Raw genomic sequence first — 26,974 nt, forward strand, 5'->3', positions numbered from 1 at the left:
CTGCCGTCGAACCTTGATATTCAAAGAGATTGAAATCAGCCGCTCATTTGAGGCCCGCAACGAGTCGGACAATCTGTATGGAAGGAAATAGTTAACACGTTTCCAAGAAGGGGGAAACAACGGATGAGGAGTCAATAGGTATCGATTGCAGATGTGGTAAACAGGACAGAAAATCAAAATGCCCCACAGAACTGGAGGGCCGGAAATGCACAAGGGCCTAGCCGAAGCTAAGCCCTTATTGAATTTGGTCGGTGTGAGAGGATTCGAACCTCCGACCCCTTCGTCCCGAACGAAGTGCGCTACCAAGCTGCGCTACACACCGATGTCTGCGGGACGGGAATTTACCGAAAGCCCAGACCTGACACAAGCCTTTTTTGCATTTAACAGGAAAAAAAACGCCGTTCGCTCAACTATTCAGCACTCTTTTCACCCATTTACCGGGCTGCAGCCAGCTGGTGACATTCCGGTAACCGGCTGTCAGGCCAGGCGCAGGGATGCCGGTCCCAGCAGACGGCGCTGCCAGTCAGCCACAGTGCCATGCTCCAGCCAGTCGGCTGCATGCTGGCGCCAGTTGGGCGAGAGGGCCGGATTCTCCAGCAACAGCAGCAGGTCAGTCTCGTTGCGCACCTGATTGAACAGGATATCCGCCGTGCGCTTCACCGTCAGTTCGGGATAGGGTCTGTCTACCAGCTCCATGGCCGTGTCAGGCGCGATCATGCCCTCCTCCAGCACCCGCAGCAGCCAGCCACAACGGCCATTCAGCTGCATCACCTGGGACATCTGGCCATAGCCAAAACGCTGGTTGAGCTTGAAGCAGGGGGATCTCGGCTGGCTGATCTGGATCAGCGCCTCGCCGAGTCGATAGACATCGCCAATGCAGGCTTGCACCTCGGTCAGCCCGATACCGGAGAGGTTCTCGCCAAAGGCGGCAGGTTGCCAGGGTGTGCGTGGCGCAGGCAAGCCCAGCGCGGTTTGCCAGGTCTGCCACCAGAGATAGTGATCGGCAGGATAGTAGTGGAGCGCCCGATCCGGGCCACCGTGGTGGCGCTGGTCACACTGTTCATCTCCTTCCAGACCGGCAAAAGTACAGCGAACTGGTGCAGAGATCGGTTGCTTGTGAATGGCGCTGGTGAGGCCGGGCACCAGCTCGGTGCCACGACCGCTAAAAAGGGAGATCCGCATACTCATCCTCCTGGTTGACGAGAGTAGGCGGATCTTATCATGGCGTCAGACGACGGCCTGCATCTGGGTGGTCATGGCGATCTCGGCGCGACGGCGCTTCTCCGCCCTGGCCATCAGATACCAGCTGCCAAAGGTAAAGAGCGATACCGACAGCAGGATCAGGCTGGCCACCGCGTTGATCTCGGGTTTCACCCCGAGCCGCACCGCCGAGAAGACCTCCATCGGCAAGGTGGTCGAGCCCGGGCCGGAGACGAAGCTCGCCAGCACCAGATCATCCAGCGACAGGGCGAACGACATCATGCCGCCTGCCGCCAGCGAGGGGGCGATCATCGGGATAGTGATCAGGAAGAACACCTTCCACGGCTTGGCGCCGAGATCCATTGCCGCCTCCTCGATGGAGAGATCCAGCTCCCGCAACCGCGCCGACACCACGATCGCCACGTAGGCGGTACAGAAGGTGGTGTGGGCGATCCAGATGGTCAGCATGCCCCGCTCGGCGGGCCAGCCCACCAGCTGGGCCATCGCCACGAACAGCAGCAGCAGCGACAGACCGGTGATCACCTCGGGCATCACCAGCGGCGCCGTCACCATGCCGCCGAACAGGGTGCGACCACGGAAGTGGGGAATTCGGGTCAGCACGAAAGCCGCCACCGTCCCCAGCGCCACAGCAGCGATCGCGGTGTAGAAGGCGATCTCCAGCGAGCGGAACACAGACCCGATCAGCTGCTTGTTATCGAGCAGGCCGAAGTACCACTTCAGCGACCAGCCACCCCACACCGTCACCAGCTTGGAGGCGTTGAAGGAGTAGATCACCATGATGATCATGGGCAGGTAGATAAACAGCAGCCCCAGCCAGAGCATCAGTTTGGCAAAACCGAAACGCTTCATCATGCCTTGCCCTCCAGCTCTTTGGCCTGGTTACGGTTGAAGAGGATGATCGGAATGATCAGCACCGCCAGCATCACCACCGCCAGTGCAGAGGCAACCGGCCAGTCGCGGTTGTTGAAGAACTCCTGCCACAGCACCTTGCCGATCATCAGGGTCTCCGGGCCGCCCAGCATTTCCGGAATAACGAACTCCCCCACCACCGGGATGAACACCAGCATGCAGCCGGCGATAATGCCGTTCTTGGAGAGCGGTACCGTGATCTGCCAGAAACGGGTCAGGTTGCGAGCCCCCAAGTCGGAGGCTGCCTCCAGCAGGCTCTGGTCATGTTTGACCAGATTGGCGTAGAGCGGCAGCACCATGAAGGGCAGGTAGGAGTAAACAATGCCGATATAGACCGCCAGGTTGGTGTTGAGGATCTGCAGCGGCTCGTTGATCACCCCGATCCCCAGCAAAACGCTGTTGAGCAGGCCGTTGTTACTGAGGATCCCCATCCATGCGTAGATCCGGATCAGAATGGCGGTCCAGGTCGGCATCATGATAAGCAGCAGCAGAACGGTCTGGGTCTCCTTGTTGGCCCGGGCAATGGAGTAGGCCATCGGATAGCCAATCAGCAGGCAAAGCAAAGTGCTGACGAAGGCCATCTTGAGGGAGCCCAGATAGGCGGCAATATAAAGCTCATCCTCCTGCAGCAGCAGGTAGTTGCCCATGTTGAGCAGGATGGTGAGCTGATTGTCGGCCCAGCTCACCACGTCGGTGTAGGGCGGGATCGCCACATCCGCTTCCGCAAAACTGATCTTCACCACGATGACGAAGGGCAGCAGGAAGAAGAGGAACAGCCAGAAGAAGGGGATGCCAATCACCAGTCGGCGCCCCCCGACCCGCTTCAGTCGTTGCAAGAACTTCATGATTGCAGCACCACGCCGCTGTCATCTTCCCAGTAGAGGAACACCTGGTCATCCCAGGTTGGCCGCTTGCCGTGGCGTTCGGCATTGGCGATGAAAGCCTGAACGATTTTGCCCGAGGGCAGCTGGATGTGGTAAACCGAGTGACCGCCCAGATAGGCGATGTCATAGACCTCACCCTTGGTCCAGTTGAAGTCCGGGTGCTCGATCTCCTCCGGCTTTTGCAGACTCATCAGCAGTTTTTCCGGCCGCAGGGCGTAGGTCACCTTCTTGTTTTCGGCGCGGGAGCTGATGCCGTGGCCCACATAGATGGGCTGCTCCAGATCGGCGCAGGCGATGGTGGCGTGGTCCTGCTCATCCTCCACCAGCAGGCCGTCAAACAGGTTGACGTTGCCGATGAACTCGCACACCAGCCGACTGGCTGGAGTCTCGTAGATATCCATCGGGCTACCGATCTGCTCGATGCAGCCGAGGTGCATGATGGCGATCCGCTCCGCCATAGTCATGGCCTCTTCCTGATCGTGGGTCACCATGACGCAGGTCACCCCGACCCGCTCGATGATCTCCACCAGCTCCAGTTGCATCTTGGATCGCAGCTTCTTGTCGAGCGCCCCCATGGGTTCATCCAGCAGCAGCAACTTGGGACGCTTGGCCAGGGAACGGGCCAGCGCCACCCGCTGGCGCTGGCCACCGGAGAGCTGATGCGGTTTGCGGCGGGCATACTGGGTCATCTGCACCAGCTTGAGCATCTCCTCCACGCGGGCATCGATCTCGGCCTTGGGCAGGCCATCCTGCTTGAGGCCAAAGGCGATGTTTTGGGCCACCGTCATATGGGGGAACAGGGCGTAGGACTGGAACATCATGTTGATGGGGCGTTCATAGGGGGGCATGTCGGTGATGTCGACCCCGTCGAGGAACAGCCGCCCCTCGGTCGGGCGCTCGAAACCGGCCAGCATCCGCAGCAGGGTCGATTTGCCGGAACCGGACCCGCCGAGCAGGGCGAAAATCTCTCCCTTGTGAATATTGAGAGATACGTTATCGACCGCCAGCGTTTCGTCGAACTGCTTGCTTACCCGATCAATTTTCACCAGCACTTCTTTGCGCTGCTGACTGCCCTCGAGGGCTTTCTTGTAGGCACTGGAGGCTATCGCCATTACCAAACTCCCCAACGTGATACCGGCCTTGCAGCCGATCCATAAAAGCGATTTGGCGCCCCCGAACGGGCACCAAGGTTAGGTACCGGACTTGATCTTGGTCCAACTCCGGGTGATTAGACGCTGTACGGAGCGGGGATGTGCTTCCTGCACATAGAGTCGCTCCAGCACGGCCTGAGGGGGATAAACCTCCTCATTGTTGCGCACCGCCTCATCCATAAACTCGCCCGCCCTTGAGTTGGGATTCGCGTAGCCCACATAGTCGCTGACCTTGGCGATCACTTCGGGCTGCAGGACGTAGTTGATGAGGGCGTGCGCCTCTTTGACATTGGTGGCATCGGACGGGATCGCCATCATGTCGAACCAGAGATTGCCCCCCTCTTTCGGAATGCTGTAGGCAATTTTCACCCCCTTGCCAGCTTCATCGGCGCGGGTAGCGGCTTGCAGGATGTCGCCGGAAAAACCGGCTGCCACGCAGATGTCGCCATTGGCGAGATCGCCGATGTATTTGGAGGAGTGGAAGTAGGCCACATAGGGCCGTACCTTGAGCAGCAGCGCCTCGGCCTGCTTGATATCCCCCGTCGCATGACTGTTGGGATCGAGCCCGAGGTAGTTGAGGGCAGCAGGGATCATCTCGTCGGCAGAGTCGAGGAAGGCGACGCCGCAGCGAGAGAGTTTCGCCATATTTTCCGGTTCGAAGATGGTGGCCCAGGAGTCAATCTTGTCGACCCCCAGCACCGCCTTGATTTTGTCGACGTTGTAGCCAATGCCGTTGGTCCCCCACAGATAGGGCACCGCGTACTGATGACCCGGATCCACCTTGTCGAGCTGCTTGAGCAGCACGGGATCCAGGTTGGCCAGATTGGGCAGCAGGGATTTATCCAGCTTCTGGAAGGCTCCCGCCTTAATCTGCTTGGCCAGGAAATTATTGGAGGGCACCACCAGATCGTAACCGGTCCGCCCCGTCAGCAACTTGCCTTCCAGGGTCTCGTTAGAGTCAAACACGTCATAGACGGTCTTGATCCCGGTCGCCTGCTGGAAATCGCTGAGGGTGGTCTCGCCGATATAGTCAGACCAGTTGTAGAAGTGCAGCACAGGGGCAGCCTGGGCCACATTCGCCAATCCCATGGTCAGCGCTATGGTTAGCAATCTGGTTGTATTCACGGTGTCAGTTCTCCTGTTTCAGTGGTTGACCGTCTGCGCATCCATTCGCGCGGCCCATCCGGATGGATGGCATCACTACCCTCCCGGCCGAACTGCGGACCGGGAGGGGCATTCGTTACTTACTTGCCGGACTTGATCTTGGTCCAGCTGCGGGTCATCAGACGCTGCACCTTGGCCGGCAGATCCGGGAAGGTGTAGATCTTCTGCAGGGTCGCCGCATCAGGGTAGATACCCGGATCGGTACGGATCGCCTCATCCACCAGCGGGGTCGCCGCCTTGTTGCCGTTCGGGAACTGCACCACGTTGGTGATATTGGCGATCACCTCCGGCTTCATCAGGTAGTTGATGAAGGTGTGGGCCGCCTCGACGTTCTTGGCATCCGCCGGAATGGCGATCATGTCAAAGAAGCTGCCTGCCCCCTCTTTCGGAATGGTGTAGGTGAGCGCGACGCCATTCTTGGCCTCGGCTGCCCGCGCCTTGGACTGCTGCAAGTCACCGGAGTAACCGACCGCGACGCAGAGGTTGCCGTTGGCCAGATCCGAGATGTACTTGGAGGAGTGGAAATAGGCGGTATAGGGACGGATGGAGAGGAACAGCTCCTCAGCCTTCTTCAGCTCGGCCGGTTTCTGGCTATCCGGTTTGAAGCCCAGATATTGCAGGGCAGCCGGCAGCATTTCGGTCGGTGAATCGAGGAAGGAGACGCCACACTCTTTCAACTTGGCCATGTTCTCCGGCTTGAACACCAGATCCCAGGAGTTGACCGGGGCCTCGGCCCCCAGCACGGCTTTCACCTTCTCGGCGTTGTAGGCATAGCCGATGGTGCCCCACAGATAGGGGATGGAGTACTGGTTGCCCGGATCACTCGGCTCGAGCGCCTTGAGCAGGTCGACATCCATGTTTTGCCAGTTGGAGAGCTTGGACTTGTCCAGTTTCTGGAACACGCCCGCCTTGATCTGCTTGGCCAGGAAGGGGTTGGATGGCACCACGATGTCGTAGCCCGAGCTACCCGCCAGCAACTTGGCTTCCAGTACCTCGTTACTGTCGAACACGTCATAGACCACCTTGATCCCCGTCTCCTTCTGGAAGTTATCCAGGGTATCCGGCGCTATGTAGTCGCTCCAGTTGTAGACGTGCAGCACCTTCTCTTCAGCCATTGCTCCGGCACTTGCCATGACCAGAGCCACAGAGGCAGCGATCACTCCTGTTTTGAAAGACATCATCCTTGTCTCCTAAGCAAATTGTATGCGCATGCCAACCTGCCCGACTTGCCTCAACCCTTCAGCTTTGCGGCTGTCAGATCCAGACTGCGCCTGGCCAGATCGACCAATTCATCAACCTGTTCCTCGGTGATGACCAAGGGGGGCGATATGATCATGGTATCGCCTACCGCCCTCATCACCAAGCCATTGTTAAAGCAGAACTCCCGGCAAGTCATCCCCGCATTTGCCTGAGCCGGAAAACGCCGGTTGGTCTGCTTGTCCTCAACGATTTCCAGCGCGGCGACCAATCCTTTGCCTCGGGTTTCTCCCACCAGCGGATGATCGGCCAGCTCCGCCCAGCGGCGCTGCAAATAGGGGCCGATAGTATCATGCACTCGCTTAACTATGCTCTCTTTCTGCATAAGCTGGATATTGGCCACCGCCACGGCGCAAGAGACCGGATGACCCGAGTAGGTGAAGCCGTGGTTGAACTCGCCCCCCTCCTCCACCAACCCCTTGGCAACCCGGTCGCTCACCATCACTGCGCCGAGCGGCAGATAACCGGAGGTGATCCCCTTGGCCAGACACATCAGGTCCGGCTTGATGCCAAACCCTTCGCTGGCAAACCAGTGGCCGGTACGGCCAAAGCCGCAGATCACCTCGTCGGCGATCAGCAGGATGCCGTAGTGATCGCAGATGCGCTGGATCTCCGGCCAGTAGCTGTCAGGCGGAATGATGACGCCGCCCGCCCCCTGGATCGGCTCGCCGATAAAGGCAGCCACCTTGTCCACCCCCAGCTCCAGAATCTTCTGCTCCAGCTGACGGGCCCGCTCCAGCCCGAACTCGTGGGCACTCATCCCCCGCCCCTCACCGAAGTGGTAGGGCTGATCGATGTGCACTATGCCGGGAATGGGCAGTCCGCCCTGGGCATGCATCCCCTTCATGCCACCCAGACTCGCCCCCGCCACGGTGGAGCCGTGATAGGCGTTATGGCGACTGATGATCACCTGTTTGTCAGGCTGACCCTTGCTGGCCCAGTAGTGGCGCACCATCCGCAGCACGGTGTCGTTGCACTCGGAGCCGGAGCCGGTGAAGAAGACGTGGTTGAGATGGGCTGGCGTCACCTCGGCCAGCAGGGTGGCCAGCTCGATCACCGGCGGGTGAGCGGTCTGGAAGAAGAGGTTGTAGTAGGGCAACTGCTGCATCTGGCGGGTAGCGGCATCCACCAGCTCCTGGCGGCCATAGCCCATATTGACGCACCACAGGCCCGCCATGCCGTCGAGAATGCGTTTTCCCTCGGAGTCTTCCAGATAGACGCCGCTGGCGTTGGTGATGATGCGCGAGCCCTTCTTGTTCAGGGCCTGAAAGTCGGTAAAGGGGTGCAGGTGGTGGCTGGCATCCAGTTGTTGCCACTCACGGGTTGTCTGCTGCATTTGTTGCTCCTCGGTTCCTTCGATTTAGCAAGATTCAGTCGTCAAATAGTCAGATGAGTCGGCACGTTCGCAGCCACAGTCACTCACGGCGTGTCTGCTGCATTCGTTACTCCCCTGCGCCTTCGATTTGGCAAGATTCAATCGTTAATCAATCCAGGTCGCAGCGCTCTTTCGGCCACAACCACTCACAGGTGGCAGCCGCCACCTGACTCGCGTTCCGGTCTCTTCGATACAGGGACCGGGGAGGCCGACTCCGGCCTCCCCGTTACAGGGGGATCAAACGTTCAGCAGCAGGAACTCCCGCTCCCAGCGACTGATCACCCCGAAGTAGGTCTCGTACTCTTTGCGTTTGACCGCGACGAAGGCGCGGGTGAAGCGCTCCCCCAGCATCTCCTTGATGGGCTCGCACTGTTCGAGATGGCTGAGTGCCTCCTCCAGCGAGCGGGGCAGGCTGTAGGGCAGGTCATAGGCGCTCGACTTCATCTCCGGCAGCGGCTCCAGCTTCTCCATCATGCCGAGATAGCCACAGGCCAGAGTGGCGGCCAGCGCCAGATAGGGGTTAGCATCGGCACCGGCGAAGCGGTTCTCCACCCGCCGTGCGCTCGGGTCGGAGAAGGGCACCCGCAGGCCACAAGTGCGGTTCTCAACCCCCCACTGTACGTTGCGCGGCGCGCTCTCGCCAAAGGTGAGGCGGCGGTAGGAGTTGACGTTGGGGGCCAGCAGGGCGGTCACCGCCGGGGTGTATTTCTGCAGACCGGCGATAAAGTGCATGAACTGTTCGCTATTACCGCCGCTCGGGGTGCCGAACAGGTTATGGCCGTTCACATCTTCCAGACTCTGGTGGATGTGCATGGCCGACCCCGGTTCGTCGCTCATCGGCTTGGCCATGAAGGTGGCATAGATGCCGTGGCGGTGAGCGGCTTCACGCATGGTGCGCTTGAACAGGAACACCTGATCCGCCAGATCGATGGCATCACCATGCAGGAAGTTGATCTCCATCTGGGCGGCGCCCGACTCGTGGATCAGGGTGTCCACCTCCAGCTCCTGCGCCTCGCAGTAGTCATACATGTCTTCAAAGATGGGGTCGAACTCGTTGACCGCATCGATACTGAACGACTGGCGGGCGGTCTCAGGGCGGCCGTTGCGACCCACCGGCGGCACCAGCGGATAGTCGGGGTCCTCGTTGCGGGTGACCAGATAGAATTCCAGCTCGGGCGCCACCACCGGCTTCCAGCCCTGCTTCTCGTAAAATGACAGAACCCGACGCAGCACGGAGCGCGGCGCGATGTCGATCAGCTTGCCGTTGACGTCGAAACAGTCGTGGATCACCTGGGCAGTGGGCTCCAGCGCCCAGGGGACAAAACGGATGGTGTTGGGGTCGGGATAGAGCTGCATGTCCCGCTCCAGCGGGTCGATCATGCTGTCGTCATCCGGATATTCGCCGGTCACCGTCTGGGTGAAAATCACTTCGGGCAGACGCATGCCCCCTTCACGCAAAAACTTGTTGGCTGGGATGATCTTGCCCCGGGCGTTGCCGGTGAAATCCGGGAACAGGCACTCCACTTCCGTGATGCGATTGCTCTCCATCCAGCCTTTGATACTGTCCATGTTAAACCCCGACTTTACGGTTGCCATTGGCAAGGGTGTCTAATATATGGAACACCCTTGTTATAAAATTGTAATCAACATCACCATAAAAGCCCGCCATCAAGGGGAATGTCAAGCGGACGTGTTTAAAAAACTATAAATAACGGCGCATATAATGACCAAGGCGGCACCAAATACTAAACACTCAAATCCGTACGAAGCCTACCTTTCTCATCTTTGCAAAGGCGATGCCAACAGAGGGTGAAGCAGGCGCCAGATCCCGACCAATCCCCCGCAGGAACGGACCATTTTTTTGCAAGGGCGCACAATCCTTATCCTATTTGCTTTGCTTGGCTGCATTTTTTTGGTACAAGGCCCGCCCTGATTTGCACTCTCTTGCATGAAACAGGTGCAAATCGGGATACAAGGGCTTGGTCTGTAGGCAGACAGCCCCCATAAACAGGGATAATTGGGTTAGTAAACTGACTGGTAGTTAATCGTATGTGTGATTTCATGACTGAAGACCAACTGGCCTTTTACAAGGGGCAGATCGAGCGACAGATCGTCGAGCTCGAAGAGCGCCTGAACTCCCAGGCCAGCCAGGCCATCGCCACCGACACCAACGAGATGGCTGATGAAATTGACCGTGCCAGTATCGAGGAAGCCCGCCGTCTGGAGCTGAACCGCATCGAGCACGACAAGCTGCACCTGCGCAAGCTGCGGGGCGCATTGAAGCGCATCAGCGAAGGGGATTTTGGTTACTGCGAATCTTGCGGTGACGAGATCTCCCTCAAGCGGCTGCATGCCCGTCCGGAATCCCGTTTCTGCGTCGAATGCCAGAGCACCAAGGAATTTAACGATACCCACGTGTTCCGTCGCGTCGCCTGATTCTTCGAAGAACCGTCACCATTCTGGTGCAACAGACGCCAGCAAGGCAGGGCACCGAGCTCAAACCTTGCACAACGCCTCGCAGCAAGATGGTGACAAGTTCTGTTAGACTCCGGACACCTTCCGGAATCTACAGGAGAACAGAGAGTGAAATGGCTCATCAAGCTGTGTTTGTGCCTGCCACTGCTGGCACAAGCACAGGTTCTGACGGTCAAGGTCCCCAGCCGTCCCGTCAACAATCTTGACCAGGAGTACCAGTACAAGCTGCTGGAACTGGCCCTGACTCGCTCCGGGCAACCCTTTCGCATCGAGCCTGTCGAACTCGACCTCAACCAGTTCACCCTCCAACAGCAGCTGAGCAAGGGCAAGACCATCAACGTCTTCTGGATGGGCACCTCCAGCGCACTCGAATCCTCCCTGATTGCCGTCCCCATTCCGCTGTTTCGCGGGCTGGAAGGATTGCGGCTGTCCTTCATCCACGCGGATGCTCAGGAGAAGTTCAACCAGATCAATACCCTGGCCGACCTCAAACAGCTGAAGGCGGCGCAAGGAGTCGGTTGGGCCGATAACAAAATTCTGGAAAATGCGGGCATCCCGACCTTCTCCGGCCGATACAGCAGCCTGTTTCGCCTTATCAACGACGGCGACAAGATCGACTTCTTCCCGCGCGCCCTGGTGGAGATCTTCGCCGAGCGCAGCGAACTGGTGGCGCAGTATCCCAACCTCGCCATCGAGCAGCACCTGCTGATCCGCTACCCCTTCGCCCAGTTCTTCTTCGTCAGCCCCGAATACCCCAAGCTGGCCAAGGCGATTCAGACCGGGCTGGAGCGGGCCTATGCCGATGGCAGCTTTATGAAGTTCTTCAATGACAACCCCAAGATCCGCGAAGCGCTCGCCAGCGCCAACCTCGATCAGCGGGTCACCATCGCCCTGCCCAATCCGGATATGACCCCGTTGCTAAAATCCATTCCAGCCCAATATTGGGAGTATCCACCGCAGGGATAAGCATCCCGAGCGCCTGACCACGAAGGTCAGGCTGCGAGAACACAGTGCGCCAGGGAGGTGCCATGAAGGGAATCCAGGAGTGGTTTGCGCAGTACGGCCAGAGTCATCGCCATCCGGTCAACGTCGCCATCCACAAGCTGGCGGTGCCGGGCATCTATCTCTGCTCGCTGGCGCTGCTCTGGTGTCTGCCACACGGGCCCTTGCCAGAGCCACTCAACTGGGCGGCAGTGGCAGCCATTCCGGTGCTGCTGTTCTATCTGCAGCTGTCGTTTTCGCTGTTCGCGGGGATGGCCGGGCTGACCGCACTGGGACTGTGGATCTGCCACCAATGGCAGGGGCCGCTGTTGTGGCCGGCCGTGGCAGCGTTCGTGCTGCTCTGGATAGCCCAGTTTGTCGGCCACAAGATCGAGGGCAAGCGCCCCTCCTTCCTCGCCGACCTGCAATTTCTGCTGATAGGCCCTGCCTGGGTGCTTGCCAGCCTCTATCGTCGCCTGGGCATTCCCTATTGAGGAATGCCGGGCCAACAGGAGAGACCATGACACATAACCACACGCGACATAATGCCCTGCGCCGCGCCCTGCCCCTGCTGCTGGGGGCCCTGTTTGCCGGCCCGGCGCTGGCCGACAAGGCCGACCCGGTCGGTGAAGTGAGCACAGCCTTCAAGCTGTTTGGCCCGAACCACAAGATCCTGGTGGAGGCGTTCGACGACCCGCGCATAGACGGCGTCGCCTGCTATCTGGCGCGCCCCAAGACAGGTGGCGTCAAAGGCGGGCTGGGACTGGCGGAAGATCCCTCCCACGCCTCCCTGTCGTGCCACCAGATCGGCCCCATCACCCTGCCCGAAAAGCTGAAGGCGGGAGAAGAGGTGTTCGATGTCAGCACCTCGCTGATGTTCAAGGAGCAGAAAGTGGTGCGTTTTTACGACAAGAAACGCAATGCACTGGTTTACCTGACCTACAGCACCAAACTGGTGGATGGTTCGTACAAGAGTGCAGTCAGCGCCGTTCCCATTATGCCGTGGGGACAATAACCAGCCGGTTTGTCCGGTGATAGCTGACCCATTTTGTTGTAATTTGACGACACACACGCTGCGGAGCAAATACCATGAAAGTCGCCGTATTCAGTACCAAGAGCTATGACAAAGAGCATTTCAACCAGGCCAACAGCCAGTACGGCTTCGACCTGGAGTTTTTCGATGTACGGCTGGAGGCCAAAACGGCCCGACTGGCTCACGGCTTCCCGGTGGTGTGTCTGTTCGTCAATGACGATGCCGACCGCGAGGTATTGACCGAACTGGCTGCCAACGGCACCCAGGTGATTGCCCTGCGCTGCGCCGGTTACAACAACGTGGATCTGGCCGCCGCCAAAGAGCTGGGGCTGAAAGTGGTGCGGGTGCCTGCCTACTCCCCCGAGGCGACCGCAGAACACGCAGTCGGCATGATGATGTGCCTCAACCGCCGCATCCATAAGGCTTATCAGCGCACCCGCGACGCCAACTTCTCGCTGGAAGGGCTGGTCGGCTTCAACATGCATGGCAAGACCGTTGGCGTCATCGGCACCGGCAAGATCGGTCTGGCCGCCCTGCGTATCCTCAAGGGCTTCGGGGTTCGCCTGCTGGTCAACGATCCTTACCAGAATCCGGCAGCCATTGAGCTGGGTGCCGAGTACGTGGATCTCGATACTCTGTTCCGCCAATCCGACATCATCAGCCTGCACTGCCCGCTGTTCAAAGAGAACTACCACCTGTTGAACAAGGAGGCATTCGCCAAGATGAAGGACGGGGTGATGATCATCAACACCAGCCGTGGCGGCCTGCTCGACTCCAACGCCGCCATCGAGGCGCTCAAGACTTCCCGCATTGGCGCGCTGGGGCTGGACGTCTACGAAGAGGAAGAGGATCTCTTCTTCTCCGACAAGTCCAACGAGGTGATCACCGATGATGTGTTCCGCCGCCTGTCAGCCTGCCACAACGTGCTGTTCACCGGCCATCAGGCGTTCCTGACCCGCGAGGCGTTGCACGCCATCGCCGATACCACCCTCGGCAATATCCGCGCCATCGAGAGCCAGGGCCGCTGCGACAACGAAGTGGAATAAGGGCTCGCCCTCTCTTCGTCACGCGCCGGGTTGTGAGACCCGGCGCCTTCGGGTAGGCTAGCCCCCCTTTTTTATTCAGGAGTCTGGCGCCCATGTTTATCGGATTTGATTACGGCACCTCCAACTGTGCCGTGGCCGTGATGGAACAAGGTAGCCCCAGGCTGCTGAATCTTGGTGCATCCCGCTACCTCCCCTCCACCCTGCATGCTCCCCACCGGGATGCTATCGCCGGTCTGTTGGCCGAAGGGCTGGCCCCCGCCCAGCAGGCGGAATACCTCAAGCTGCGTGGCCCCGTGGTCACCCGCGCCCAGATGGTTCGCCGCCAGATGCGCGAAGAGGGACTGATCGACGAGCTGAGCTTTGGCGGTGCCGCGCTGGAGCGCTATCTGGAAGAGCCGGACGACGGCTACTACATCAAGTCACCGAAATCCTTTCTCGGCGCCTATGGCCTCAAGGCTCCCCAGATCGCCCTGTTTGAAGATATCGTCTGCGCCATGATGCTCCACGTTCGCCAGCAGGCGGAGCAGCAGCTCGGCGCCCCGATCCGCCAAGCGGTGATCGGCCGTCCGGTCAACTTCCAGGGTCTGGCAGGGGAGGAGAGCAACCAGCAAGCTATCGCCATCCTGACCGAGGCGGCCCGTCTGGCCGGTTTCGAGCAGGTGGAGTTCCTCTATGAACCGGTGGCCGCCGGGTTTGAGTTCGAGGCGCGCCTCACCGAAGACGCCGTGGTACTGGTGGTGGATATCGGCGGCGGTACCACCGACTGCTCCATGCTGCGGATGGGCCCCGGCTACCGCGATCAGCTGGATCGCAGCGGCGATCTGCTCGGCCACAGCGGCCAGCGGATCGGCGGCAACGACTTCGACATCCGCCTGACGGTGGAGGGGATGATGCCGCTGCTCGGCATGCACGAGACCCTCAAGACCGGCAAGCCGCTGCCCCACCCGCTGTTCTGGGATGCGGCCGCCATCAACGACGTCAGTGCCCAGAGCCGTTTCTACAGCCTCGACACCGCCCGCCAGCTGCAGGATCTGCAGCTCGACAGCCAACCCGGCAGCAAGCTGGGTCGTCTGGCCAGCCTGCGGGCCCACAAGCTGAGCCACCAGCTGGTGTGGCGTGCCGAGCAGGGCAAGATCGCCCTCTCGGAGCAGGAGCTCAATCGCCAGTCGCTGGCCGAGCTGGAAAAAGGGCTGGAAGCGGAGCTGACCCGCGAACAGCTGGCCAACGCCTCGGCCCTGCTGCTGGAGAAGATTGGCGAGCTGATGGACGAAGCGATTGCCGCCGCCGGTGTGCAGCCGGATCGCATCTTCGTCACCGGCGGTAGCGCCCGCTCACCGCTGATCGCCAGCTTTATCCGCCAGAAGCTCCCGTCCATCCCGCTTGAGGGTGGCGATGACTTCGGCTCGGTGGCCGCCGGTCTCGCCCGTTATGCCGAGCGGCTGTTCGCCAACTGAGCCCTGAGATAGCGTAAATCGATGGCAACATCACCCGTGTGTTGCCATTAAGCGACAGTCGTGCGGGACAAGGGGCGACAGAAGCGGTCGGTCGTCCCCTCTCCCGCCCTGCTCCCGACTGCCCAAAAAGGGTATTCTTGACGCTCCCCCAACCGGAGCCCCCTCATGCCCAGATTGCCCTTTTTGCTGATCCCCCTGTTACTGCTCGCTGGCTGCAGCTCGACCGCCTTTGTTCAGCAAGATCTGCAACACCACCACTGGGTACTGAGCAAACTGGATGGCGAACCGATCAAGGCCCCCCGCGACAATCCTCCCGATTTCGAGATCGGCGAGCACTTCACCGTCAACGGCATCGCCGGTTGCAACCGCTACTTCGGACAAGGCCACCTGGAAGATGACAAACTGTGGGTCACCAGTCTGGGCAGCACCGAAATGGCCTGTATGCCGCCGCTCGACACTATCGAACAGGCCGTACTGACCACCCTTACCGAGGGGGCGACCTTGAGCGGCACCAGTCAGAACCTGATCCTGCAGGGCAAACAGCACCGTTTGGAATACACCTTGCGCGACTGGGTGTTCTAGCGCTCACAAAGCCGCATCACAAACAGGAACATGTTGTCCGGCTGTGGCACAATATGAGGCAGAGTTCGCAATGGAGGCTGCCTCAGCCATGTCGATGGATCGCCTGTTTGACAAGATCAAACAACTCCCCACTATTCCCAAGCTGCTGCACGAGTTGATGCAGAGCTTCAACGACGAGAATGCCCGCATCGACGAGATTGCGGCCAAGATCGCCATGGATCAGGTGATCAGCGTCAAAGTGCTGCGGATGGCCAACTCGGCCGCCCTGCGCCGGGGCAACGAAGTGACCTCCATCGAACAGGCGGTGATCCGGCTCGGCTTCAACCGGCTGCGCTCCGTGGTGGTCGCCTCCGGCATCATCGGCACCTTCAAGGCCCCGCCCAGCTTCGACAAGAACAAGTTCTGGACCGAGACCTTCCAGGTCGCCACCATCGCCAAGACCCTGGCCCAGGAGGCCAAGGTGATGGATCCCGAGACCGCCTTCACCTGCGCTCTGATCCACAACATCGGCGAACTGCTTATCCAGAGCACCTTGCCGGAAGAGGCCGAGCTCATCAACATGGCGATCCAGAACGGCAGCAGCCGGGTCGAGGCACAGCGGGAGATGCTGGGCTACGACTACGCCCAGCTCGGTGCCGAGCTGGCGCGGCGCTGGAACCTCTCCGAGGCCTTCGTCGATGCCATCTCCCAACAGCTTGACCCGCTCTCCCACGATCCGGTCAGCAAGGAGGCGGTGCTGATCCGCCTCGCCGTGTTTATCTCCTTCGCCTGGAACGCGGGCGTGCCTGCCCAGGCCATCATCGCCCGCTTCCCCAAACCGCTCGCCGACCAGTTGGGACTGGATCCCAAGTCGCTGGCAGGCCAGCTCGAAACATTGCATGAACAGGGTAATGCCCTCGCCGATCTTCTGACTCAATAAGCATCATGACCCATCCGTTTCTGTTTCATCCCCAGGTGGCGCCCTGGTTCAAAGAGAGCGCCGACGCACTGCAATTGACCCTCTTTAGCGAGCTGGATGCGCCGATCCGCGAGGTGTGGCTGCGCCACGAGCCGGATAACGAGGAGTACCTGATCCCGATGACGGCAGTCTCCACCCGCGATCGGCTGCAGGTGTGGCAGGCGACCCTGCCGCTCATCAAGGGACAGGATATCCACCTCTACAGCTTCAAATGCCTCACCGACGAGGAACAGTGGTGGCTGCACGGGGCGGGCGTCAGCGCGTCCATGCCGCCACGGGAACAGCATTTTCGCTTCAACAGCCTGCACCAGCCACCGGCCTGGGTGCAGGATCAGGTGTTCTATCAGATCTTCCCCGACCGCTTCTGCAACGGCGATCCATCCCTCAGCGTCAAGCATCACGAGTACGAATATCGCGGCAAGGCGGTGATCAGCAAGGCGTGGGGCGAGCCGGTCAGTCGCCACGAAGAGGGCCACGGCGCCTGCGAATTTTACGGCGGCGATCTGGCGGGCATCGATGCCAAGCTGCACTATCTGCAATCTCTCGGAGTGACGGCGCTCTACCTCAACCCCATCTTCGATTCACCGAGCAACCACAAGTACGACACCCAGGACTACTTCAAGGTGGACGCCCACCTCGGCAGCAACGAGCAGTTCGCCGAGCTGACCCGCAACCTGCACCAGCGCGGCATGAAGATCATCCTCGATGCGGTGGTCAACCACACCTCTACCGAGCACCCCTGGTTCTGCCCGCCACTGGGAGCCCAGAGCAACCCGGACTCCCCGTGGCGCAGCTTCTACACCTTTGACAAAGAAGGGGATTACGTCAGCTGGAAGGGCATTCGCAGCCTGCCCAAGCTCGACTTCTCCTGCGAGAAGGTGCAGGACGCCGTCTATCGGGCCGACGACGCCATCCTCCGTTACTGGATGCGCGCCCCCTACCAGATCGATGGCTGGCGCTTTGACGTCATCCACATGCTGGGCGAGCGCGGCACCGCCGAGGGCAACCGCAGCCATGTGCGGGCCATTCGCGGGGCAGTGAAGCAGGAGAACCCGGACGCCTACGTGCTCGGCGAACACTTCTTCGAGGCGAGCCAGTGGCTGCAAGGGGATCAGGAGGACGGCGCCATGAACTACTACGGCTTCGCCCATCCGATCCGCGCCTTCCTGGCTGGCAAGGATATCGCCTACCACCCCATCAAGATCAGCGCCGAAGAGCTGGATCGCTGGCTCAAGCTGGCGCGGGCCCATATCCCGTTCAAGAACCAGCTGGCCCAGTTCAACCTGCTGGACAGCCACGATACCGCCCGTTTCCTCCATCTGCTGGGAGAGGACAAACAGCGGATGCAGCTGGCCGCCACCCTGCTGCTCACCTATATCGGCGTGCCATCCATCTACTACGGCGATGAAGTGGGGCTCTCCGGCGGCAACGATCCGGACTGCCGCCGCTGCTTCCCGTGGGATACCACTGACTGGGATCACGTGCTGCACGACCACTATCGTCGGCTGATCCAGATCCGCCGCCAGCGCCCCTCCCTGCGCCGTGGCGATATCCAGACCCTCTACGCCGGGCCCCACAGCTATGTGTTCGCCCGTACCCTGCAAAGCGATCAGGTGGTAGTAGCCTGCAACCGCCACCCGAGCGAGCCGCGCACCATCAGCCTGCCCCTGTGGCAGACCGCCAGCCCTGCCAGCCGCTTCACCGACGCCTTCAACGGTGAGAAGTTTGAAGTGGTGCAGGGCGAGGTGCAGCTCACCATCCCCGCCAACTCGGCCCGGGTGCTGATCTCCAGCTGAGCGGGCAACTGACGCGCTGAAAAACAAAACCGGAGCCCAAGGCTCCGGTTTTTTATTCCGCTCAATCCACCATGACGTCTGGCCCCTAACCAGCCGCCATCAGTAGTTGATGCTGACGTAGGGCACTTCCGGCACCTGCCAGCGCTGCTTGAGGTAGACGGTGAGCACGAAGAAGAAGTTGGCCAGCAGGTTGGCGAAGCGATAGAGAATGGGATCGAAGGCCACCCCGCTCTCTTCCAGCCGGACCAGCAGCCGCACCACCTTCTTGCTGCCGCAGCGGCACAGATGGAGGGTTGGAATGGGCTGCGGCCCCTGTGGCAGCACAAAACCGGTGACGCTGCCGCGACTCGCCTCGTTGTAGTGGTCGTAACGGGCCTTGAGCCACTCAAGATCTGCGTCGAAGATCCCCAGCTTGCCGCGCACCGAGCCGTTGAGGTTGTAGATAAGCCGCTGCAACGCCGCGAGATCCGCCAGCATGGGCCGGGTATCCGCATCCGGCGCAAGGTGTGACAGCACAGCCCCGACCTGACAGCAGAGCTCGTCGGTGGCGATTTCAAAATCACATTTGAGCGAGGTTTCGAAGATAAAGGGGTAGCAGAGCTCGCGCTTGTCTCTTGGCTTCTTGGGGTTCATGGGGCAACCGGATTGGAGAAAAGGCCAGTTTGCCAGCCCCGGGAAGGGCTGGCAAACGGCAGGTCATTACTTGCGTTACGCGCTGTGGCTCAGGCGTTCTTACTGGCGGGCTCGGTGGAGGGCTGGAACTGGTTGATCATCCGCAGCGCCTCCAGCATCCTCTGGTTGAAGCTGGTGAAGCGATCGACCTGCACCGGTTCCTCTTCTCCTCTCGCGGCCAGCACGGCCGGGGTCAATGCCTGTTGTTGGGCTGGGGGCAGTAGGCTATCCGCCTGTTTCTGCACCTGATCCAGCTTGGGCAGGTAGTCGGCAAACGGCTTGATCAGATCCTGCAGGGAGTGCGCCCCCTGATAGGTCTGGCTCAGCTTGACGCTCTGTTTGAGCTTGAGAGAGTAGGAGGCCAACTGGCTGTCATCCAGTTTCAGCTCGCCCGCCTTGTCCAGCAGATCCTCGAAGTTGCCGGAGAAGAAGCTCCCCGCCAGCTCATCGATTCCTTTGACCAGCTTGCCGATGGACTCCATCTCGTCGCTGCTGAGATCCCCCTCCAGCGAGAAGCTGAAGCTCTGGCTCGATTTGAGGCTGAACTGGCTGCCGCTCTCGCTGCTCTGGGACTTGGTCTGCCAGCTGTCGTTGAAGCGCAGCACCACCTTGTCGCCATCCTTGGTCTGGATCTCCAGATACCCCTGCTGGCGACTAGCCATCTCGGCCTGTCCCATGTCGGTCGGAGAAACCTTGCCGAAGAACTCCTTCTCGAACTCCTCGAGCCCTTTCTGGATCAGCTTGTAGCTCTGATCGATACCGGTTTTAATATCGTCGTTGTCAGTCGCCCACTTGCCGAGCTGCTTCTTCGCCTCGTCAAAGCCCTTGTCGACCCCCTTGCGGGCCTGCTCCATCATCCCGGTCAGGTCGTCGTCGGATTTGCCATCGGCCCGCGCGGCACCAAGCCGTCCGGTCACGAACTGCAGCACGTTGTCCGCCACCGACTGGAAGTCGAACAGAGTCTCCGGGGTGATCTCCTCAGGTTCTTTCACCTTAGGAGCCTGATAGCCCTGGCCGTTGATCTCCAGCGAGAACTGCAATGCCTGCTGGATCAGCACCTGCGCCCACTTGGGCGGCTTGTGCAAGGAGACCTCCTCCTCGCTCTTGACCTGTTTCTGCTCCGCCTGTTGGGGCGATTTGGGAGAAACACCCACTCCCTTGGGTTGGGCTGCGCCCACGCCTTCGATTTGCATAATGTGTCCTCCCACCATGCCTGTAGATCAGCTATCGGCCTGACTGAACACTTCTTGACCACAAAATGCTGGACAATCTGCGGCTGGCTTTTAAAATCGGGCCCCTTTGGGTGGCCTGTTGCCTTCCCCCGATTTCGACCCGGCCCGGCCGGTGTGCATGTGAGGTATTTATGACCCAATCCCAACAGCCTTCCGCGAACGCTCCGGCGCCTAGAACCGCGGCCGACTATCAGGCCCAACTCGACGAAAAGCGCGCTCGCCTCACCGAGCTGTTTGCCGGCTTCACCCTCCCGGCGCTGGAAGTGCACAGCTCACCGGCGGAGTATTACCGGATGCGCGCCGAATTTCGCATCTGGCACGAAGGGGATGACCTCTTCCACTGCATGTATGCCCCGGCGACCAAAGAGATCATCAAGATAGACCACTTCCCTACCGCCAGCCGCCTCATCAACCAGTTGATGCCGCTGCTGCTGGAGGGGCTGCGCCCACACCCGGTGCTGCGCCGCAAGCTGTTCCAGATCGACTACCTCTCCACCCAGTCCGGCCAGATCATTGTCAGCCTGCTCTATCACCGCAAGCTGGAGGCCGAATGGCAACAGGCCGCCGCAGCGCTGCAGGCCGATCTGCGCGCCAAGGGGTTCGAGCTGCAACTGATTGGCCGCGCCCACAAGCAGAAGATCTGTCTGGGGGATGACTTCGTCATCGAACAGCTCAACGTGGCGGGTCGCCAGCTCATCTACAAGCAGGTGGAGAACAGCTTCACCCAGCCCAACGCCGCCATCAACGAGCAGATGCTGGCCTGGGCGCTGGATGTGACCAAGGGGAGCGAAGGGGACCTGCTGGAGCTCTATTGCGGCAACGGCAACTTCTCCATCGCGCTGGCGCAGAACTTCCGCAAGGTGCTGGCTACCGAGATCGCCAAGCCGAGCGTCGACTCCGCCCAGTTCAACATTGCCGCCAACGGCGTCGACAACCTGATCATCCTGCGCATGTCGGCCGAGGAGTTCACCATGGCGATGCGTGGCGAGCGGGAGTTCAACCGCCTCAAGGGGGTCGACCTCAAGAGCTACCAGTGCAACACCATCTTCGTCGACCCGCCCCGCGCCGGTCTCGACGATGCTACCGTCAAGCTGGTGCAGGAGTACGACAACATCCTCTACATCTCCTGCAACCCAGATACCCTGCAGGCCAACATGGCAGTTCTGGGCGAGACCCACGAGATCGCCCGTTTCGCCCTGTTCGACCAGTTCCCCTGGACCCATCACATGGAAGCCGGGGTCTATCTGCGCCGCAAGGCCGGTTGATTCAGGCAGACGGAAAAACAACAACAGGGCCGGATGGCTCTGTTTTGTTATTGACTGAACACCGGCCTCACTCCAGCCGGAAGTGGCCCACGATCTCCCGCAGCCGGTCGTAGGTCTGTTGCATCGCCGCGGAGCTGGCGACCGTCGCTTCCCCGTTGTGGGTCAGCTGGCGGATCACTTCGGCGATGGCACTCATGTTGCGGTTGATCTCTTCGGCCACCGCACTCTGCTGCTCCGCCGCCGTGGCGATATGGCTGATGAGATCGTTGATCTCCACCACTTCCCCTGCCATCAGATCCAGCGACTCGTTGACCCTGGTAGTGTTCTCGGCCGCCCCCTGACAGCTCTGCTTGGTGTTGCCCATGGCATCCACCACAGTTCGGGTGCCCCGCTGCAGACTGGCCAGCATGGTCTGGATCTCGGCTGTGCTCTGCTGGGTACGGGCTGCGAGGGAACGCACCTCGTCTGCCACCACCGCAAAGCCACGACCCTGTTCACCGGCGCGGGCCGCCTCGATGGCGGCATTGAGGGCCAGCAGGTTGGTCTGTTCGGCAATGCTGCCGATCACCCCGAGCACTGAGCCAATCTGCTGCACATCCTGCTGCATCGCTTCGATGGAGCGGGCAGTGGCTTCCACTTCGTCCACCAGCGCCATCACGCTGGCCATGGCCTGATCCACCACCTGACGGGACTGGCTCGCCAGCTGCTGGCTCTGGCCGGTGAGCTGGGCGGTGCTGGCCGCACTCTCGGAGACGGAGACCGCGGTGCGGCTCATCTCGTTGATGGCGGTCACCACCTGCTCGGTCTCGCGTACATGATCCGCCAGCAGGGACTGGGCGGCGCCGGTCTGGCAGGCCAACCCCTCGATGCCGCTGTTGAGCTGGCCGCTCGCCTGCAGCACCTCCCCCATCATCTCCTGCAACCGCTCGATAAAGCGGTTGATCCCGGCCGAGATCTGGCCAAGGTCATCCTTGCTGGTCACCGCCAGTCGGCGGGTGAGATCGCCGCTGCCGCGAGAGAGCTCCAGCACCAGATCCCGCAACGAGAGGATGGGGCGATAGGCCACATTGAGCGCCAGCATCGCCAGCACCATCACCACGATCGCCACGCCGCACAGCGCCATGATGATCTGGCCGTTGAGAGCCCGGGTCATGGCCCGGATGTAGTCAAGATCGATGTAGCCGGTCAGCGTCCAGCTGCTGCCGCGAATATCCAGCTGGTTGGGGCGCGCTTCGCTCTCCCCCTGCGGCTTGCTGTTATAGAGGCTGTTGCCCTGACTGTCGGCCAGCGAGAAGTAGCGGCCATCGCCACTCATCTTCTCCAGCAGGCTTTTGAACTCGCTCATGTCGAGGTAGTAGAGATAGGCGGAATCGGCACCGCGTGGCACCAGAATGGTGATGACCGGCTTGCCATCCACCTGTTGCAGCGGGCTGACGGTGATCTGGTTGTTGGCGGCGGGGATCAACTTGCGCAGGGCATCCACTTTGGCGCTGTCGTTGATGACACCGCTCACGTCGAATGCCATGTCGCCGATCACCTTGACGATATTGTGAAAGCCGGTCTCTTGCAGGGTCTTCTTGACGTTGGTCACCCCGAAGTTGAGGTTGGCGGCCAACAGGATTTTCTGATTGATGTCGCTGGCCAGCTTCTCTTTGACCAGAGTGATCTGCTCGTTGATGTTGTGGGTGGCCTGAGTGCGAATATAGCCACTGATGAAGTGGTTGACGCTGAGCCCGGCAGTGCCGATGGTGACCAGAATGGCCAGTAGCAGCAAGAGGTAAATCTTGACCTTGAATGGCATGGGTTCCCTCCAGAAGAGAGGGCTGACAACGCCAACCCTCCCTGCCAATTGTTATTTCTTCTTGGCGTACTTCATGGAGTCCAGAGCCACCGCCAGAATGATGATGCCGCCCTTGATGATGAACTGCCAGTAAGGGCTGACGCCGATATAGGTCAAGCCATAGTTGATCAGGGTGAAGATAAGTACGCCGGTAATCACACCCGCGACCGTTCCCACCCCGCCGGCAAACGACACGCCGCCCACTACGCACGCCGCGATGGCATCCAGCTCGTACATGAAGCCGAGGTTGTTGGTGGCGCTACCGATCCGGCCCGCTTCCAGCATGCCGCCGAAGGCGTAGAAGACCCCTGCCAGCGCATAGATCATCACCAGATTGACCGCCACGTTGACGCCGGAGACCTTGGCCGCCTCGGGGTTGCCGCCGATGGCGAAGATGTTTTTGCCAAAGCGGGTCTTGTTCCACAGCACCCAGACAAAGACGCTGGCGATGGCGGCATAGAAGGTGAGATAGGAGAGCTTGAATCCTCCTATCCGGATAAAGCCCTGCGCGAAGCTGGAGAAGCGGGGATCAAACCCGGCCACCGGCGAGGCCCCTACCGAGTCAAAGTAGAGGGAGTTGATACCGTAAACGATGATCATGGTGCCCAGGGTGGTAATGAACGGGGTGACATTCAGGTAGGCCACGATCAGACCGTTGACCAGACCAATCAGCGCCCCCACCACACACACCAGCAGGATCACCGCAGGAATGGGCACCTCCCCCAACGTCGGGAACACCTTGTTGACGTTGGTCAGCGCCTGCAACATGGTTGCCGCGATGAGTGCCGCCAGACCAACCTGACGACCGGCCGAGAGATCCGTCCCCTGGGTGATGATGATGCCCGCCACCCCCAGCGCGATGATGACCCGCACCGAGGACTGGGTCAGGATGTTGCTGAAGTTGGTGAGGCTCAGGAAGGAGGGCTCCTGGATCACGATGACCATGAGCAGCACCAGCAGCACCAGATAGATGGCGTTTTCCTTGAGCGCCTGCATCAGATTGAAATTTTTAGCCGACTCCATAAATGTCTTCCTGTCTCTAGAGGTACAGAGATGCCAGGCGCAGTATCTCGCTCTGGTCAGTTTCTTTGGTATTGACGATCCCGGCGACCCGGCCATTGCTCATCACCATGATGCGGTCGGTGATCCCCAGCAATTCCGGCATCTCTGACGAGATGATGATGATCCCTTTGTCCTTCTTCGCCAGCTCCAGGATGAGCTGGTAGATCTCGAACTTGGCCCCGACGTCGATGCCGCGGGTGGGCTCGTCGAGCATCAGGATCTCCGGCTGGGTCAGCAGCCAGCGACCGATGATCACCTTCTGCTGGTTGCCCCCGGAGAGGGAACCGATCTGGGTCTGCTGGGTCGGCGTCTTGACCCGCATGGAGTCGATCACCCACTGGGTATCGCTCTTCATCTTGTTGTCGCTGAGCAGCCCCATGGAGCCCTTGTAGCTGTCCATGTTGGCGATCAGGGAGTTGAAGGCGATATCGAGCCGGGAGTAGATACCGGTGGAGCGGCGCTCTTCCGTCACCAGCGCAAAGCCGTTGCGGATCGCTTCGTGGGCGTTGTGGTTGGCCACCTCTTTGCCGTGCAGCTTGATGCTGCCCTGGCTGCGATCACGAATACCGAACAGGGTCTCGACGATGTCGGTGCGCTTGGCCCCCACCAGTCCGGCGATGCCGAGGATCTCCCCCTTGTGCAGGTTGAAGGTGATGTCCTGAATAGAGGGCTGGTTTTTCGCCGTCAGGTGTTCGATCTCGAGGATCACCTCCTTCGGCTGGTTGGTCTTTTCCGGGAAGCGCTGGGTCAGTTCACGGCCGACCATCATGCCGATGATCTGATCCATGGTCATGCCCTTGAGCGGCTGGGTTGCCACCCACTGGCCATCCCGCAATATGGTGATCTCGTCACAGAGCTGGAAGATCTCCTCCATCTTGTGAGAGATGTAGACGATGCCGCACCCCTTCTCCTTCAACTTGTTGATGATCTTGAAGAGGTGGTTCACCTCTTTCTCGGTCAGGGAGGAGGTGGGTTCGTCCATGATGACGATCTTGGCGTCGTAGGAGAACGCCTTGGCGATCTCGATCATCTGCATCTGGGAGACCGACAGGGTCGCGACCTTCACCTTGGGGTCGATGTCGATATCCAGCTCATCGAAGATGCGCTTGGTGTCGTCATACATCTTGCCGTGGTCGATAAACCACCCCTTGGTGGGGTAGCGGCCGAGCCACATGTTGTCCATCACGGTACGCTGCAGCACCAGGTTGAGCTCCTGATGCACCATGGAGACGCCATTTTCCAGCGCCTCTTTCGAGGAGGTGAAGTTGATCTCCTGCCCCTTGAAGAAGATCTTGCCCTGATCCTTCTCGTAAATGCCGAACAGGCACTTGAGCAGTGTGGATTTTCCCGCTCCGTTCTCGCCCATCAACGCATGCACAGAATGAGGACGGACCCGTAAATTGACATTATCGAGTGCCTTGACGCCGGGAAAGCTCTTACTGACGTCAATCATCTCCAACAGCCATTCTGATTGTTGCTGTGTTGTCATATCAGCCATCACATCTGGTTGAAAAAAGGGCAAGGGGATCTCCCTTGCCCTGGAGGAGGGAATTACTCGAATTGGGACAGGTTGTCTTTATCCACACCGACGTAGGCAACACGTACTACCTTGTCGACGATATTCCACTTGGTGCCTTCACCGGCCGGTTTGCCTTCAGCCAGGTTCTTGGTCAGCTCGAAAGTGGCTTTAGCCTGGTTGGCCGCATCGTTCAGCACGGTACCCGCCATGGCACCGCTCTTGACCATGGCCAGCGCTTCCGGCAGCGCATCGACGCCGAATACCGGAATGGCAGTCTTGCCCTGGGCTTTCAGTGACTCAACCGCGCCCATTGCCATGCCGTCGTTGTTGGCGATGACCACTTCGATCTTGTTGGCGTTGGGGCCGGAGATCCAGGCATCCATCTTGTCTTTCGCCATGGCGGTATCCCACATACCGGTATCCATGTGCAGTTGCTCGGTCTTGACGCCACCATCGTTCAGGGTCTTGACCACGTAGGAGGTGCGCGCCTCGGCATCCGGGTGGCCCGGCTCCCCTTTCAGCAACACGAACTGGATCACGCCATCCTTGTTCAGATCCCACTCCGGATGGGCTTTCCAGTGTTTGGCAATCAGCTGACCCTGGATGATCCCTGACTCCTTGGAGTCGGTGCCCACGTAGTAGGCCTTGTCGTAGCTGGCCAGATCGGTAGCGCTCGGCTCCTTGTTGTAGAAGACCACCGGGATATCTTCGCCACGGGCTTTCTCAATCACCACCGGTGCCGCAGCCGGGTCTACCAGGTTGATGGCCAGCGCCTTCACCCCTTTGGCCAGCAGCACGTCGATCTGGTCGTTCTGCTTGGACTGGTCGTTCTGGGAGTCGTTCATCAGCAGTTCCACCCCCGGAGTGGCTGCCGCCTCCTTCTCGATGGCCTTGCGCACGACCGCCATGAAGTTGTCGTCGTACTTGTAGACGGTTACCCCGATACGGGTGTCAGCCTGGGCATTGGCTCCAGCCATCATGCCCATCAGCAGGGCGGCAACTGTGGTCAGTTTTTTCATTATGTGTGCTCCGATGTGTCTATCTGTGTTGTAGGGTGGCGAGCAATTGAGCAAGCGCCAATCAATGTAATCAGTTTGT

The 26,974-nt window shown here is 60.1% G+C and carries 24 protein-coding genes and 1 tRNA gene; 10 read left to right on the plus strand and 15 right to left on the minus strand.

Annotated features, from left to right (window positions below; all coding sequences use genetic code 11):
• Window positions 1–245: 245 nt before the first annotated feature.
• The 9 genes from ACTG2B_RS21965 to ACTG2B_RS22005 form a co-directional block, all read right to left on the minus strand.
• Window positions 246–322 (minus strand) — tRNA-Pro (locus ACTG2B_RS21965).
• A gap of 155 nt (window positions 323–477) precedes the next feature.
• Window positions 478–1,182 carry an MOSC domain-containing protein gene (locus ACTG2B_RS21970; RefSeq protein WP_371167196.1) on the minus strand — a complete coding sequence of 235 codons (705 nt, stop codon included), beginning with the start codon at window positions 1,180–1,182 and terminating at the stop codon, window positions 478–480.
• A 45-nt stretch (window positions 1,183–1,227) separates the two neighbouring features.
• The gene (locus tag ACTG2B_RS21975; protein WP_005355472.1) at window positions 1,228–2,073 is read right to left on the minus strand and encodes an ABC transporter permease subunit; all 846 of its coding nucleotides are present in this window, start codon (window positions 2,071–2,073) and stop codon (window positions 1,228–1,230) included.
• Complete coding sequence (locus ACTG2B_RS21980) at window positions 2,070–2,975, minus strand: ABC transporter permease subunit (RefSeq protein WP_439996844.1); 906 nt, start codon at window positions 2,973–2,975, stop codon at window positions 2,070–2,072. The genes ACTG2B_RS21975 and ACTG2B_RS21980 overlap by 4 nt, the downstream gene beginning before the upstream one ends.
• Window positions 2,972–4,126 (minus strand): polyamine ABC transporter ATP-binding protein, encoded by a 1,155-nt coding sequence (potA, locus tag ACTG2B_RS21985; protein WP_005340704.1) that lies wholly within the window; start codon window positions 4,124–4,126, stop codon window positions 2,972–2,974. Before potA ends, ACTG2B_RS21980 begins: the two co-directional genes overlap by 4 nt.
• 78 nt (window positions 4,127–4,204) lie before the next feature.
• A complete protein-coding gene (locus ACTG2B_RS21990; protein WP_201992825.1) occupies window positions 4,205–5,290 on the minus strand; it encodes a polyamine ABC transporter substrate-binding protein in 1,086 nt (361 codons plus the stop codon).
• Between the two features lie 119 nt (window positions 5,291–5,409).
• A complete protein-coding gene (locus ACTG2B_RS21995; protein WP_201992851.1) occupies window positions 5,410–6,507 on the minus strand; it encodes an extracellular solute-binding protein in 1,098 nt (365 codons plus the stop codon).
• A 53-nt stretch (window positions 6,508–6,560) separates the two neighbouring features.
• Window positions 6,561–7,922: an aspartate aminotransferase family protein gene (locus tag ACTG2B_RS22000; protein ID WP_201992824.1), complete on the minus strand. Its 1,362-nt coding sequence runs from the start codon at window positions 7,920–7,922 to the stop codon at window positions 6,561–6,563.
• Between the two features lie 276 nt (window positions 7,923–8,198).
• Entirely contained in the window at window positions 8,199–9,530 is a 1,332-nt protein-coding gene (locus ACTG2B_RS22005; protein ID WP_088868211.1) for a glutamine synthetase family protein, read from the minus strand.
• 480 nt (window positions 9,531–10,010) lie between these two features.
• On the opposite strand from ACTG2B_RS22005, the gene ACTG2B_RS22010 reads away from it, so the two are divergent.
• The 9 genes from ACTG2B_RS22010 to malZ all read left to right on the plus strand — a co-directional run bounded on the left by ACTG2B_RS22010 (window position 10,011) and on the right by malZ (window position 18,286).
• Window positions 10,011–10,397, plus strand: a complete 387-nt coding sequence (locus ACTG2B_RS22010; protein ID WP_005356952.1) for a TraR/DksA family transcriptional regulator — start codon at window positions 10,011–10,013, stop codon at window positions 10,395–10,397.
• A 147-nt stretch (window positions 10,398–10,544) separates the two neighbouring features.
• Window positions 10,545–11,402, plus strand: coding sequence for a hypothetical protein (locus ACTG2B_RS22015; RefSeq protein WP_278170909.1), 858 nt, complete (start codon window positions 10,545–10,547; stop codon window positions 11,400–11,402).
• Window positions 11,403–11,464: 62 nt separating this feature from the next.
• Window positions 11,465–11,911 (plus strand): Mpo1 family 2-hydroxy fatty acid dioxygenase, encoded by a 447-nt coding sequence (locus ACTG2B_RS22020; RefSeq protein WP_043821502.1) that lies wholly within the window; start codon window positions 11,465–11,467, stop codon window positions 11,909–11,911.
• 26 nt (window positions 11,912–11,937) lie between these two features.
• Window positions 11,938–12,432 carry a CreA family protein gene (locus ACTG2B_RS22025; protein WP_439996845.1) on the plus strand — a complete coding sequence of 165 codons (495 nt, stop codon included), beginning with the start codon at window positions 11,938–11,940 and terminating at the stop codon, window positions 12,430–12,432.
• A gap of 74 nt (window positions 12,433–12,506) precedes the next feature.
• Window positions 12,507–13,496: a 2-hydroxyacid dehydrogenase gene (locus ACTG2B_RS22030; protein WP_005340720.1), complete on the plus strand. Its 990-nt coding sequence runs from the start codon at window positions 12,507–12,509 to the stop codon at window positions 13,494–13,496.
• A 92-nt stretch (window positions 13,497–13,588) separates the two neighbouring features.
• Window positions 13,589–14,950: a molecular chaperone gene (gene yegD, locus ACTG2B_RS22035; protein ID WP_042081785.1), complete on the plus strand. Its 1,362-nt coding sequence runs from the start codon at window positions 13,589–13,591 to the stop codon at window positions 14,948–14,950.
• 165 nt (window positions 14,951–15,115) lie between these two features.
• Window positions 15,116–15,532, plus strand: coding sequence for an META domain-containing protein (locus ACTG2B_RS22040; RefSeq protein WP_005340725.1), 417 nt, complete (start codon window positions 15,116–15,118; stop codon window positions 15,530–15,532).
• Between the two features lie 70 nt (window positions 15,533–15,602).
• A complete protein-coding gene (locus ACTG2B_RS22045; RefSeq protein ID WP_064341032.1) occupies window positions 15,603–16,451 on the plus strand; it encodes an HDOD domain-containing protein in 849 nt (282 codons plus the stop codon).
• 5 nt (window positions 16,452–16,456) lie between these two features.
• Window positions 16,457–18,286 (plus strand): maltodextrin glucosidase, encoded by a 1,830-nt coding sequence (gene malZ / locus ACTG2B_RS22050; RefSeq protein ID WP_005355500.1) that lies wholly within the window; start codon window positions 16,457–16,459, stop codon window positions 18,284–18,286.
• A 99-nt stretch (window positions 18,287–18,385) separates the two neighbouring features.
• On the opposite strand, the gene ACTG2B_RS22055 is transcribed toward malZ, so the two are convergent.
• Entirely contained in the window at window positions 18,386–18,919 is a 534-nt protein-coding gene (locus ACTG2B_RS22055) for an ATP--cob(I)alamin adenosyltransferase (RefSeq protein ID WP_201944193.1), read from the minus strand.
• 89 nt (window positions 18,920–19,008) lie between these two features.
• Window positions 19,009–20,151 carry a DUF5610 domain-containing protein gene (locus tag ACTG2B_RS22060; protein ID WP_439996846.1) on the minus strand — a complete coding sequence of 381 codons (1,143 nt, stop codon included), beginning with the start codon at window positions 20,149–20,151 and terminating at the stop codon, window positions 19,009–19,011.
• Window positions 20,152–20,321: 170 nt separating this feature from the next.
• On the opposite strand from ACTG2B_RS22060, the gene trmA reads away from it, so the two are divergent.
• Complete coding sequence (gene trmA / locus ACTG2B_RS22065; protein WP_421308420.1) at window positions 20,322–21,455, plus strand: tRNA (uridine(54)-C5)-methyltransferase TrmA; 1,134 nt, start codon at window positions 20,322–20,324, stop codon at window positions 21,453–21,455.
• A 67-nt stretch (window positions 21,456–21,522) separates the two neighbouring features.
• On the opposite strand, the gene ACTG2B_RS22070 is transcribed toward trmA, so the two are convergent.
• The 4 genes from ACTG2B_RS22070 to mglB are packed head-to-tail and all read right to left on the minus strand — an operon-like array spanning window position 21,523 to window position 26,895.
• A complete protein-coding gene (locus ACTG2B_RS22070) occupies window positions 21,523–23,256 on the minus strand; it encodes a methyl-accepting chemotaxis protein (protein ID WP_439996847.1) in 1,734 nt (577 codons plus the stop codon).
• Between the two features lie 51 nt (window positions 23,257–23,307).
• Window positions 23,308–24,318, minus strand: coding sequence for a galactose/methyl galactoside ABC transporter permease MglC (mglC, locus tag ACTG2B_RS22075; protein WP_005342585.1), 1,011 nt, complete (start codon window positions 24,316–24,318; stop codon window positions 23,308–23,310).
• Window positions 24,319–24,334: 16 nt separating this feature from the next.
• Window positions 24,335–25,855 carry a galactose/methyl galactoside ABC transporter ATP-binding protein MglA gene (gene mglA / locus ACTG2B_RS22080; RefSeq protein ID WP_069527674.1) on the minus strand — a complete coding sequence of 507 codons (1,521 nt, stop codon included), beginning with the start codon at window positions 25,853–25,855 and terminating at the stop codon, window positions 24,335–24,337.
• Between the two features lie 53 nt (window positions 25,856–25,908).
• Window positions 25,909–26,895, minus strand: coding sequence for a galactose/glucose ABC transporter substrate-binding protein MglB (gene mglB / locus ACTG2B_RS22085; protein ID WP_005340747.1), 987 nt, complete (start codon window positions 26,893–26,895; stop codon window positions 25,909–25,911).
• Window positions 26,896–26,974: the final 79 nt, after the last annotated feature.

Source organism: Aeromonas sp. 30P (assembly GCF_051919805.1).
Taxonomy (GTDB): Bacteria; Pseudomonadota; Gammaproteobacteria; order Enterobacterales; family Aeromonadaceae; genus Aeromonas; species Aeromonas veronii.

What these genes read in the sequence shown, in the direction of transcription:
- ACTG2B_RS21970 (WP_371167196.1), bottom strand. Translation starts at nt 1,182, where the DNA reads ATGCGGATCTCCCTTTTTAGCGGTCGTGGCACCGAGCTGGTGCCCGGC.
- ACTG2B_RS21975 (WP_005355472.1), bottom strand. Translation starts at nt 2,073, where the DNA reads ATGATGAAGCGTTTCGGTTTTGCCAAACTGATGCTCTGGCTGGGGCTG.
- ACTG2B_RS21980 (WP_439996844.1), bottom strand. Translation starts at nt 2,975, where the DNA reads ATGAAGTTCTTGCAACGACTGAAGCGGGTCGGGGGGCGCCGACTGGTG.
- potA (WP_005340704.1), bottom strand. Translation starts at nt 4,126, where the DNA reads ATGGCGATAGCCTCCAGTGCCTACAAGAAAGCCCTCGAGGGCAGTCAG.
- ACTG2B_RS21995 (WP_201992851.1), bottom strand. Translation starts at nt 6,507, where the DNA reads ATGTCTTTCAAAACAGGAGTGATCGCTGCCTCTGTGGCTCTGGTCATG.
- ACTG2B_RS22000 (WP_201992824.1), bottom strand. Translation starts at nt 7,922, where the DNA reads ATGCAGCAGACAACCCGTGAGTGGCAACAACTGGATGCCAGCCACCAC.
- ACTG2B_RS22005 (WP_088868211.1), bottom strand. Translation starts at nt 9,530, where the DNA reads ATGGACAGTATCAAAGGCTGGATGGAGAGCAATCGCATCACGGAAGTG.
- ACTG2B_RS22010 (WP_005356952.1), top strand. Translation starts at nt 10,011, where the DNA reads ATGTGTGATTTCATGACTGAAGACCAACTGGCCTTTTACAAGGGGCAG.
- ACTG2B_RS22020 (WP_043821502.1), top strand. Translation starts at nt 11,465, where the DNA reads ATGAAGGGAATCCAGGAGTGGTTTGCGCAGTACGGCCAGAGTCATCGC.
- ACTG2B_RS22025 (WP_439996845.1), top strand. Translation starts at nt 11,938, where the DNA reads ATGACACATAACCACACGCGACATAATGCCCTGCGCCGCGCCCTGCCC.
- ACTG2B_RS22030 (WP_005340720.1), top strand. Translation starts at nt 12,507, where the DNA reads ATGAAAGTCGCCGTATTCAGTACCAAGAGCTATGACAAAGAGCATTTC.
- yegD (WP_042081785.1), top strand. Translation starts at nt 13,589, where the DNA reads ATGTTTATCGGATTTGATTACGGCACCTCCAACTGTGCCGTGGCCGTG.
- ACTG2B_RS22040 (WP_005340725.1), top strand. Translation starts at nt 15,116, where the DNA reads ATGCCCAGATTGCCCTTTTTGCTGATCCCCCTGTTACTGCTCGCTGGC.
- ACTG2B_RS22045 (WP_064341032.1), top strand. Translation starts at nt 15,603, where the DNA reads ATGGAGGCTGCCTCAGCCATGTCGATGGATCGCCTGTTTGACAAGATC.
- malZ (WP_005355500.1), top strand. Translation starts at nt 16,457, where the DNA reads ATGACCCATCCGTTTCTGTTTCATCCCCAGGTGGCGCCCTGGTTCAAA.
- ACTG2B_RS22055 (WP_201944193.1), bottom strand. Translation starts at nt 18,919, where the DNA reads ATGAACCCCAAGAAGCCAAGAGACAAGCGCGAGCTCTGCTACCCCTTT.
- ACTG2B_RS22060 (WP_439996846.1), bottom strand. Translation starts at nt 20,151, where the DNA reads ATGCAAATCGAAGGCGTGGGCGCAGCCCAACCCAAGGGAGTGGGTGTT.
- trmA (WP_421308420.1), top strand. Translation starts at nt 20,322, where the DNA reads ATGACCCAATCCCAACAGCCTTCCGCGAACGCTCCGGCGCCTAGAACC.
- ACTG2B_RS22070 (WP_439996847.1), bottom strand. Translation starts at nt 23,256, where the DNA reads ATGCCATTCAAGGTCAAGATTTACCTCTTGCTGCTACTGGCCATTCTG.
- mglC (WP_005342585.1), bottom strand. Translation starts at nt 24,318, where the DNA reads ATGGAGTCGGCTAAAAATTTCAATCTGATGCAGGCGCTCAAGGAAAAC.
- mglA (WP_069527674.1), bottom strand. Translation starts at nt 25,855, where the DNA reads ATGGCTGATATGACAACACAGCAACAATCAGAATGGCTGTTGGAGATG.
- mglB (WP_005340747.1), bottom strand. Translation starts at nt 26,895, where the DNA reads ATGAAAAAACTGACCACAGTTGCCGCCCTGCTGATGGGCATGATGGCT.